At 69.3% G+C, this 6714-nt stretch carries 8 protein-coding genes; 4 read left to right on the top strand and 4 right to left on the bottom strand.

Going from position 1 to position 6714, the window contains the following annotated elements; all coding sequences use genetic code 11:
- Positions 1–431: 431 nt before the first annotated feature.
- Positions 432–1073 (bottom strand): DNA-3-methyladenine glycosylase, encoded by a 642-nt coding sequence (locus VE614_RS01915; RefSeq protein ID WP_324930838.1) that lies wholly within the window; start codon positions 1071–1073, stop codon positions 432–434.
- A gap of 94 nt (positions 1074–1167) precedes the next feature.
- Between VE614_RS01915 and VE614_RS01910 the strand changes: the two genes are divergently transcribed.
- The 3 genes from VE614_RS01910 to VE614_RS01900 all read left to right on the top strand — a co-directional run bounded on the left by VE614_RS01910 (position 1168) and on the right by VE614_RS01900 (position 3183).
- The gene (locus VE614_RS01910) at positions 1168–1950 is read left to right on the top strand and encodes a sporulation protein (protein WP_324930834.1); all 783 of its coding nucleotides are present in this window, start codon (positions 1168–1170) and stop codon (positions 1948–1950) included.
- 42 nt (positions 1951–1992) lie between these two features.
- Positions 1993–2532, top strand: coding sequence for a YbhB/YbcL family Raf kinase inhibitor-like protein (locus VE614_RS01905; RefSeq protein ID WP_324930830.1), 540 nt, complete (start codon positions 1993–1995; stop codon positions 2530–2532).
- 144 nt (positions 2533–2676) lie between these two features.
- Positions 2677–3183 (top strand): HNH endonuclease, encoded by a 507-nt coding sequence (locus VE614_RS01900; protein ID WP_324930827.1) that lies wholly within the window; start codon positions 2677–2679, stop codon positions 3181–3183.
- 109 nt (positions 3184–3292) lie between these two features.
- Here VE614_RS01900 and VE614_RS01895 read toward each other — a convergent pair whose 3' ends face one another.
- The 3 genes from VE614_RS01895 to VE614_RS01885 all read right to left on the bottom strand — a co-directional run bounded on the left by VE614_RS01895 (position 3293) and on the right by VE614_RS01885 (position 5714).
- Positions 3293–4246: an SPFH domain-containing protein gene (locus VE614_RS01895; RefSeq protein WP_324930824.1), complete on the bottom strand. Its 954-nt coding sequence runs from the start codon at positions 4244–4246 to the stop codon at positions 3293–3295.
- Positions 4247–4377: 131 nt separating this feature from the next.
- Entirely contained in the window at positions 4378–4809 is a 432-nt protein-coding gene (locus VE614_RS01890) for an NfeD family protein (protein ID WP_324930822.1), read from the bottom strand.
- Between the two features lie 107 nt (positions 4810–4916).
- Positions 4917–5714: an ABC transporter ATP-binding protein gene (locus tag VE614_RS01885; RefSeq protein WP_324930819.1), complete on the bottom strand. Its 798-nt coding sequence runs from the start codon at positions 5712–5714 to the stop codon at positions 4917–4919.
- Positions 5715–5865: 151 nt separating this feature from the next.
- Between VE614_RS01885 and VE614_RS01880 the strand changes: the two genes are divergently transcribed.
- Positions 5866–6654: a hypothetical protein gene (locus VE614_RS01880; RefSeq protein WP_324930816.1), complete on the top strand. Its 789-nt coding sequence runs from the start codon at positions 5866–5868 to the stop codon at positions 6652–6654.
- Positions 6655–6714 lie beyond the last annotated feature (60 nt).

Raw genomic sequence — 6714 nt, 5'->3', positions numbered from 1 at the left:
GAACCTCGACCATCGGAGATCCGATGGACGGGGTATCAACATATCTGGCGTTGACTTTTGGCACGCTGTTGAGTTCTCAAGGAACGGACGCTTCCTTTGTACTCACCCTCTCGGGCTTTCCTCCGGGCGCTTCCCTTCGGTCTTGCGTTTCCGACTCTATCAGATCTTCTTCTCGATCCGATTCCCTGTCGGCGGGAGCGTCTTGGGCTTTGGGCTTTCGCCCGGCGGCCTTTCGACATTCACTACGTTAGCCCATTCCCTCACCAGCTCATAATCGAGCTCCCGCGGTTCTGAATTCGGACGTGCGGGCACATCTGAATTCATCCCCGCCGAGGGGATGTCGCAAGTAGTGGGTTGTCCGCTCCGGCTGCTGTCGATGGCAGTACCCGGTTCAGCGGCTTGGGCCACATTACGGACCTCGGCGAGCAGAGTCAAGTGCGTCGCCGGCGGGGGACGTGGGCCCGGTAGGGGCTCACCGTCGGGTCGTCGGCGACCCAGAAGCGCCAGGGGTGGACGGCCCCCTCTCCGGAGACTCCCGTGCGCGGACCGTTGCGTACCTGGCCGGAAGGGACAGGGGTACCGGTCAGCATGCGGAGCGGGGTGTCGCCGGGAGCGCAGGCGTCCACGCCGTCCTGGGCGCGGTCCACGTCGAGGGCCGTGGCCAGGCGGGCCGGGCCTTTGGCCAGTTCCTTGTCGTTGCGGGCCGAGAGTCGACGGGTGCGAGCCAGCTCGGCGCCCTCGATGATCTCGCCCGCGCGGAGCAGGACGGCGCCGGCTCGGCCCTCCGGCCCGCATACCAGGTTCATGCAGTGCCACATGCCGTAGGTGAAGTAGACGTACACATGGCCGGGCGGGCCGAACATCACGGCGTTGCGGGGGGTGCGACCCCGGTAGGCGTGGGAACCCGGGTCGTTCTGGCCGTCGTAGGCCTCGACCTCGGTCAGGCGCAGGGCGATCGGACCGTCCGGGGTGGCGCGTACGAGGATGCGGCCCAGGAGGTCGGGGGCGACCTCGAGGACGGGGCGGTCGAAGAACTCTCGGGGCAGGGGCGTACGGTCGGGGGTCGCGATCATGCCGTCCGAGGGTAGTGCAGCGGAAGGGCGCGGAACCGGGGGCCGCCGGATCGCGTTTTTAGGGATCAAGGGTCCACTCGCTAGAGGGAGAGTCATGCCGTTCAAGAAGCTGCTCGCGAGCCTGGGTGCCGGTGGGGCGTCCGTCGAGACGGTGCTGACCGAGGTCAACGTCGTGCCGGGCGGGGTCGTCCAGGGCGAGGTGCGGATCCAGGGCGGGTCCGTCAACCAGCAGATCGAGGCGCTGTCGGTGGGCTTGCAGGCCCGGGTCGAGGTCGAGGGCCAGGACACCGAGTACAAGCAGGACATCGAGTTCACCAAGGTGCGGCTCGGCGGTGCCTTCGAGTTGCAGGCGAACGCGGTGCACGCGGTGCCGTTCACGCTGGACATTCCGTGGGAGACGCCGATCACGATGATCGACGGTCAGGCGCTGCGCGGTATGGACATCGGTGTGACGACCGAGCTGGAGATCGCCCGCGCGGTGGACTCCGGTGACCTGGACCCGATCAACGTGCACCCGCTGCCGGCGCAGAAGGCGATCCTGGACGCCTTCCTCCAGCTGGGCTTCCGCTTCAAGAACGCGGACATGGAGCGCGGTCACATCCGGGGCACCCGGCAGAAGCTGCCGTTCTACCAGGAGATCGAGTTCCTGCCGCCGCAGCAGTACCGCGGGCTGAACCAGGTCGAGCTGAGCTTCGTGGCCGACCAGAACGCGATGGACGTCGTCCTGGAGATGGACAAGAAGCCGGGGCTGTTCAGCGAGAGCAGCGACACGTTCCGGTCCTTCCAGGTGGGACTGAACGACCATCAGGCGACCGACTGGGCGGCGTACCTCAACCAGTGGCTGTCCGAGGTCGGTTCCAAGCGCAACTGGTTCTAGTCTCGGTACCCCCACGGAACGAAACGATCAGGAGGTACCGAGGTGACCGAGCTCAAGCGGCGGCCTCTCCCCCACGACTTCCATCCGCCCGTGCCGTCCTTCACGGTGACCAGCGAGGACGTCCGTGAGGGCGCCACGCTGAAGGACGCTCAAATCCACGCGGCCGGCAACACCTCGCCGCAGCTGCGGTGGGAGGGTTTCCCTGCCGGGACCAAGAGCTTCGCCGTGACCTGCTACGACCCGGACGCCCCGACGGGCAGCGGGTTCTGGCACTGGGTCCTGTTCGACATCCCGGCCTCGGTCACCGAGCTGCCGGCCGGTGCGGGCAGCGGCAAGTTCGAGGGTCTGCCCGAGGGCGCCGTGCACGCGCGGAACGACTACGGCACGAAGGACTTCGGCGGTGCCGCGCCGCCGCCCGGGGACGGGCCGCACCGGTATGTGTTCACGGTGTACGCGGTGGACCAGGAGAGGCTCGGGCCGGACGCGGACGCCAGTCCTGCCGTGGTGGGCTTCAACCTGCGGTTCCACACGCTGGCGCGGGCCCAGCTGATCGGTGAGTACGAGGTGCCCGCCGAAGCCTGAGGTTCACCTGGCGTTTGCCCGCCCCTGGTCATGGAAGTGATCAGGGGCGGGCATTTTTATTGCGTTGTCCATCTCGGCGGGCCCGGCCAGAGTTGATCCAGTCCGCCGAGGGGGTGGGCCGGTGCACACGGGAGGTGGGCTGGTATGCGGGACACGCTGGTGCTGAACGCGAGCTTCGAGCCGTTGTCGACGGTGACGCTGAACCGAGCCGTCGTGCTGGTGCTCCAGGACAAGGCCGTCGTCGAGCAGGCCCACCCCGAACTGCGGCTGCGGGGCGCGGAGGTCGACATACCGGCGCCGCGGGTGATCCGGTTGTGCAGATACGTACGGGTGCCGTTCCGAAGACAAGCCCCGTGGTCCAGGCGGGGCGTGCTGGCGCGGGACCGGCACCGGTGCGCGTACTGCGGCCGGCGGGCGACGACGGTGGACCACGTGGTGCCGCGGTCGCAGGGTGGTGGGGACACCTGGCTGAACACGGTCGCCTCGTGCGCGGAGGACAATCACCGGAAGGCGGACCGGACTCCGGAAGAGGCGGGGATGCCGTTGCTTTCCAAGCCGTTCGAGCCGACTCCCGCGGATGCGATGCTCTTGGCTCTGGGACGGGATGACTTCGAGGCGCTGCCGGAGTGGCTCGCGTTGGATGCCGCGTAGACCGCAGGGGTGTGTGCCGTCGGCGGCCTGCGGGTTGTGAGTGGCTTGTCGCGCAGTTCCCCGCGCCCCTGAGGGGTGGGTGCGGGGAACTGTTCGTTTCGCGTGGCCGTCAGTCGAGCGTCGGCTTCTCTCGTCGTTCCGTGGGCTGGGTGCCGCTGTTGCCTCCGCCGTTGCCTGAGCCGCCGCCGATGCCGCCGAAGTTGCCCATGGCCCCGGAGAGGCCCTTGAGGGCGTCGCCGATCTCGCTGGGGACGATCCAGAGCTTGTTGGCGTCGCCTTCGGCGATCTTCGGGAGCATCTGGAGGTACTGGTAGGACAGCAGCTTCTGGTCGGGGTCGCCTGCGTGGATGGCCTCGAAGACCGTGCGGACGGCCTGGGCCTCGCCCTCGGCGCGCAGTGCGGCGGCCTTGGCCTCACCCTCGGCGCGCAGGATCTGGGACTGCTTCTCACCCTCGGCGCGCAGGATCTCGGACTGGCGGACACCTTCGGCCTGGAGGATCGCGGCGCGCTTGTCGCGGTCGGCGCGCATCTGCTTCTCCATCGAGTCCTGGATGGAGGTGGGCGGCTCGATGGCCTTGAGTTCGACGCGGTTGACGCGGATGCCCCACTTGCCGGTGGCCTCGTCGAGGACGCCGCGCAGGGCCGCGTTGATCTCCTCACGGGAGGTGAGGGTGCGCTCCAGGTCCATGCCGCCGATGATGTTGCGCAGCGTGGTGACGGTGAGCTGCTCGATCGCCTGGATGTAGCTGGCGACCTCGTAGGTGGCGGCGCGGGCGTCGGTCACCTGGTAGTAGATGACGGTGTCGATGTTGACGACCAGGTTGTCCTGGGTGATCACCGGCTGCGGCGGGAACGGCACGACCTGTTCGCGCAGGTCGATGCGGTTGCGGATGGTGTCGATGAACGGGACGACGATGTTGAGGCCCGCGTTGAGGGTCCGTGTGTAGCGGCCGAAGCGCTCGACGATCGCGGCGCTGGCCTGTGGGATGACTTGGATCGTCTTGATCAGGGCGATGAAGACCAACACCACCAGAATGATCAAGACGATGATGACCGGTTCCATCGTCGCTTCCCCGTACCCTTCTCCGCCTCGGCGCTTTTGGAAGATCTTATGGTTGAGAAGATCTTGCTGGTCGAGTCTCGCAGACCGTCACCCAACTCGGGGAGTGTTCGGTCGAGTTGCGTCATACGAGGTCACATGACGATCGCTGTGGCCCCCTCGATGTCCACCACGTCGACCTCCTGGCCGACTTCGTAGGTGCGGTCGGTGTCGAGGGCCCGGGCCGACCAGACCTCGCCCGCGAGTTTGATGCGTCCGCCGGAGGCGTCGACGCGTTCCAGGACGACGGCTTGCCTGCCTTTCAACGCCTCGATACCGCTGACGTGTTGGGGCCTCTGGGAGCGGTGCCGGCTCGCGATGGGGCGTACGACGGCCACGAGGGCGACCGAGACCGCGACGAAGACGAGTACCTGGACCACGAGGTCGCCGCCGAGGGCGGCGGCGATGGCGGCGGCCACACCGGCCGCCGCGAGCATCCCCAGTTCTGGCATGGCCGTCACCACGAGCCCGATTCCGAGCGCCGCCGCGCCGACGAGCCACCACACCCATGCGTCGATGTCGTTCACACGGCCATGGTAGGTCCGTGGGTCCCGCCGCCGACAGGGCGCGATCCCCCGGAACGCGCCCCGTGGGCGAGCGCGTTGGCGGCTCGGCCCGGTCCGTGGTCCGGTGGTCAGGCGAGCGGCAGGCCCTGGGCGGTCCAGCGGTCGCCTACCTGCTCGACGACGAGCGGAAGGCCGAAGCAGAGGGAGAGGTTGCGGGAGGTGAGTTCGAGTTCCAGGGGGCCCGCGGCGAGCACTTTGCCCTGGCGGATCATGAGGACGTGGGTGAAGCCGGGGGCGATCTCCTCGACGTGGTGGGTGACCATGAGCATCGAGGGGGCGATCGGGTCGCGGGCAAGCCGGCCGAGGCGGCGGACCAGGTCCTCGCGGCCGCCGAGGTCGAGGCCGGCGGCGGGCTCGTCGAGGAGCAGGAGTTCGGGGTCGGTCATCAGGGCGCGGGCGATGAGGGTGCGCTTGCGCTCGCCCTCGGAGAGGGTGCCGAACTTGCGGTCCAGGTACTCGGACATGCCGAGGCGGTCGAGGAAGGCGCGGGCGCGCTGCTCGTCGATGTCCTCGTACTCCTCCTGCCAGGCGGCGGTCATGCCGTAGGCGGCGGTGAGCACGGTCTGCAGGACGGTCTGGCTCTTGGGGAGCTTGTCGGCCATGGCGATGCCGGCCATGCCGATGCGGGGGCGCAGCTCGAAGACGTCGGTGCCGGGCTTGCCGAGGGTCTCGCCGAGGATGGTGGCGGTGCCCGTGCTGGGGTAGAGGTAGCTCGAGGCGACGTTGAGGAGGGTGGTCTTGCCGGCGCCGTTGGGGCCGAGGATGACCCAGCGCTCGCCCTCCTTGACCGACCAGGAGACCTGGTCCACCAGAGCCCGGCCCTCGCGGACCACGGATACGTCCTGAAGCTCCAGAACATCGCTCATGAGCGCGTTGTCTCCCCTTGCAGTGTGGCCGGTCTCGGCTGTCGCGTACGCCTGTGGCTCGGTCGGTCGCGCCGGTGGGCGCAGCCCCTCATGAAATCTACGCCACCGGTCGACCCGGACATTCCCTCGGTCCGGTCCTTAGGGTGGGGGCATGCTCACGGAACCGCGCGCTGGACGCCTCACCGCTTGGGGAAATGCCCTTCTTGCCGGACTTGTCTCACCGGACGACGCCGCGCTCGCCATCGTCGGGGACGATGCGGTGCACCGGGTGTCGGGGCTGCCGGGCGAGTCGGCGCCGGTGGGACTCACGCTGACGCTGGGGCGGCTGCGGGCGCTGGGTGCCACGGGCCTGCGGGTCGCGCTGCCCGCGCCGGGGCATCCGCTGGGGCTGAGCGGGCCGCCGGAGTTCAACGCGCGGGCGTTGGACGCCGAGGAGGCGGTGCTCTGTTACGGCGCCGCGCTGGGGCTGGTGCCGGAGGTGTACGAGGCCGGGCCCGAGGGCGATGTGCATGTGGAGGTCGTCTGGCACTGTCTGGCGGTGCGGGAGGCGCCGCCGGCCGATGTGCCCTCGCTGGGTGAGGCGGAGCGGGAGCTGGCGGAGGCGCTGCGGGAGGCGACGGAGGTGCTGACCCGGCTGGACGTGGCCGCGTCGGGACCGGTCGCTCAGGCGGCGATCGACGCCTACCGGGCGCGCGCCGAGCGGGGGCGGGAGGTGCTGGCGCCGGGGTATCCGCCGCGGGCGGTGCGGGTGCTGGAGCTGGCGCAGCGGGTCGGGACGCTGATCGCGATGGCGTACGAGAAGGGGCACGGGGGCGCGGTGAGCGCCGCGGAGATGGCGGCTCGGACGCAGGCGCTGAGGCCGGTGGAGCGGACGGCCAGGCGGGCGCAGGTCGCGGCGTACAACTCGATGGTGGAGGAGCGGGAGCGCGGGGTGCGGTGAGCGCGCGGTGCCGGTGAGTGGGGTGCCGGGGACCTCAGACGGAAGGGCCGCACGCGTCGC

The organism is Streptomyces sp., from assembly GCF_035645055.1.
Classification (GTDB): domain Bacteria; phylum Actinomycetota; class Actinomycetes; order Streptomycetales; family Streptomycetaceae; genus Streptomyces.
Note: the sequence above shows the minus strand (reverse complement) of the source record. Positions and strands in the feature narration are given on the sequence as shown.